2 protein-coding genes are annotated in these 2014 nt (G+C 37.2%); both read left to right on the top strand.

Annotated elements, in window-relative coordinates; genetic code table 11:
- The first annotated feature begins 58 nt into the window (after nt 1-58).
- Complete coding sequence (locus A5882_RS18620; protein WP_254908551.1) at nt 59-1003, top strand: ATP-binding cassette domain-containing protein; 945 nt, start codon at nt 59-61, stop codon at nt 1001-1003.
- Between the two features lie 34 nt (nt 1004-1037).
- The gene (locus A5882_RS18615; RefSeq protein ID WP_217808287.1) at nt 1038-1862 is read left to right on the top strand and encodes an ABC transporter permease; all 825 of its coding nucleotides are present in this window, start codon (nt 1038-1040) and stop codon (nt 1860-1862) included.
- Nucleotides 1863-2014 lie beyond the last annotated feature (152 nt).

Below are 2014 nucleotides of genomic sequence, written 5' to 3'. Positions count from 1 at the left end.
TCTTAAAAATTACTATAAATTGAAAGACTTGAATTATTAAATAAAGGAGCTTGGTATATTGGGCAATAATGAGATTTATGCAGTAGAAGCAAATGGACTGACTAAACGGTTTGGTGAATTCATTGCGGTAAATAGCATCAATTTAAAAATCAAGAAAGGAACGGTGTATGGCTTTTTAGGTCCTAATGGGGCCGGAAAAACGACAACTGTTCGAATGCTAGCTACATTACTTGGCATGGATGAAGGCTCTGTAAAAGTCTTCGGTCTGGATTTGAGGACTGAAGCAAAAAAAATAAAATCTAAAATCAGTCTGACTGGACAATTTGCTTCAGTAGATGAAGATCTAACAGGTATGGAAAATTTAGTATTGGTTGCTCGCTTGATGGGATTTTCCAGAATAGGCGCAAAAGTAAGAGCTAAAGAACTTTTAGAGGCTTTTGACTTATCTGATGCTGCAAATAAACAAGCAAAATATTATTCAGGTGGAATGAGGAGGCGACTAGATATTGCCGCAAGTATTGTGGTAACACCAGAACTTCTTTTTTTGGATGAACCAACAACAGGGCTTGACCCAAGAAGTAGAAATCAGGTCTGGGAAGTCATTCGTGTCCTCACCAAATCTGGAACAACGGTTCTATTGACAACACAATACTTAGAAGAAGCCGATCAACTCGCTGATCGAATTGCGGTGATCGATCATGGTAAAGTTATTGCTGAAGGAACCCCCAGTGAGTTAAAATCTGCTATTGGTGGTGGAGTATTACACGTTAGCTTAAAAAGTGAAGCTGAATATGAGAAGGCAGCAACAATTATTCATGAGCTTTTTACATTTGAAATTTTAGAGACATCGAAAAAAGCGGAAATTTCAATCTCGCTTGACAATGCATCTATAGCCACTCAAGTACTTGCACAGTTTGATCTTGCTGGTATTGAGGTGCTCACTTTTTCATTAGGTCAGCCAAGTCTTGATGAAGTATTTTTGTCATTGACTGAAGGTGAATAATTATCGAATGAGCGACATTTAAAGGAGGAATTTTGTGGAAAAGAAACCTGTAAGTGAACAACAAGGTACTAAAGCATTTTTATCAAAAGAGCACCCGTCTCCGCCTGCTTCATGGACATCAATAATGACCTTTATGAGACGAGCACTACTAAAGACAAAGCATACACCCATGGCACTATTAGATATTACAGCAATGCCTATCTTATTTTTACTCATGTTTACCTATTTGTTTGGAGGGGCGATTGCCGGTTCGACACAAGAATACTTACAATTTATTTTGCCTGGAATATTGGTTCAAACAGTCACTCAGATTACCATGTATACAGGCTTAGATTTAAACAAAGACATACAAAAAGGTTTTTTTGACCGGCAACGAACAATGCCTATTTGGATGCCCTCTTCTCTACTGGGGGCAATGTTGTTTGATACTTTGCGATACACCATTGCTTCAACAATAATGATTGTTTTTTCAATGTTTTTAGGATTTCGACCAGAAGGCGGATTTGCAGGCATCATCTTAGCAGTGGGATTATTGCTAATTTTCGCATTTAGTTTATCATGGATATGGAATGTGCTAGCATTGGTAATGAAATCAGAAAACGCATTGATGGCCAGTGCGATGATGATTATTTTTCCGTTAACTTTCTTAAGTAGTGCCTTTGTTTCTCCAGAGACAATGCCTTCTGTTTTAGAATGGTTTGTCAGTATTAATCCAATTTCTGTTCTTGTCGATGCAGTCCGTGGACTCATGCATGGGCAGCCACATCAAGATGATATTCTATGGACTTTAGTTATCTCAGGCATGCTTGTAGTAATTTTTGCGCCACTAACAATGAGATTGTTTAAGAATAAAAATTGACTGATAATAGTTCGTTTATTGAAGCCGAATGTTTAAAAAAAAATAGTGTGTTAACTGACGGTTTGTGTTGAATAAATAGTTTAGAAAAAGAAATATTTATGATATATGACAATAATCTTGACCCTCGGACAGCCATTAAATACCTTGTCTGG

It is taken from the genome of Enterococcus sp. 4E1_DIV0656, assembly GCF_002140695.1.
Lineage (GTDB): Bacteria > Bacillota > Bacilli > Lactobacillales > Enterococcaceae > Enterococcus_D > Enterococcus_D entomosocium.
Note: the sequence above shows the minus strand (reverse complement) of the source record. Positions and strands in the feature narration are given on the sequence as shown.